Annotated in this window: 1 protein-coding gene; it reads right to left on the bottom strand. The window is 75.0% G+C overall.

Going from position 1 to position 707, the window contains the following annotated elements:
• Positions 1-552, bottom strand: a 552-nt coding sequence (locus tag GVL52_RS31495) for a PfkB family carbohydrate kinase (protein ID WP_244619319.1), incomplete at its 3' end; no start/stop codon positions are given.
• Between the last annotated feature and the right edge of the window lie 155 nt (positions 553-707).

Genomic DNA, 707 nt, shown 5'->3' with positions numbered 1-707 from the left:
TGCCGCAGCACCGCGCCGCCCGTGTCGATGGCGATGCGCGCGCCGAGCGCCGCCACGGCCCGGGCGATGCGCTCCCAGACGGCGGCATCGGCGCCGGGCGGCAGGCTGCCGGCGAGTTCGCACCAGTCTCCGGGCCCGCACCTGTGCGCACAGCGCGGCCGTGAGATCGGCCTCGGCGCGCGCGAGTGCGGCGGGCTCCAGGGCCAGGCCCGGCAGGTTGATGTCGGTGGAATCGCCACGCGCGGCGTCGGCAATCTTGATGTTGGTCCGCGTGGCGCCCGGCAGGCGCAGCATGCCGTCCGTGATGCCGCGCGCGGCGAAGGCGGCAGCGAACACGGCGTCGTTGTCCGCGCCCAGCCAGCCGGTGGCCGTCACGGGCACGCCGAGCGCCGCGAGCACCGCGGCGACACCCACGCCCTTGCCGCCTGCCTCCACCTGCTGGCCGAGCGCGCGGTGCACATGGCCGGGCACGAGGGACTCCACCCGCACCGTATGGTCGATCGCCGGGTTGAGGGTGATCGTGAAAACGCGGGGCATGCCGTTCTCAGCCATGGTCCGCCTCCTGCACCGGTGCCTGCGCAGCCGGACGCAGCGCAGCGCCCAGGGCGCGCACTTCATCGGCCGTGTCCACGTCGAGCGCGCTGCGTGCCAGCGCCTGCAGCTCGGCCAGCGAATGGCGCCGCAGCAGGGCCTTCACGGTGCCGATG

Source organism: Rhizobium sp. 18055 (assembly GCF_902706285.1).
GTDB lineage: Bacteria > Pseudomonadota > Alphaproteobacteria > Rhizobiales > Rhizobiaceae > Rhizobium.
The sequence above is the reverse complement of the archived record's forward strand: the minus strand, read 5'-3'. Positions and strand labels throughout refer to the sequence as shown.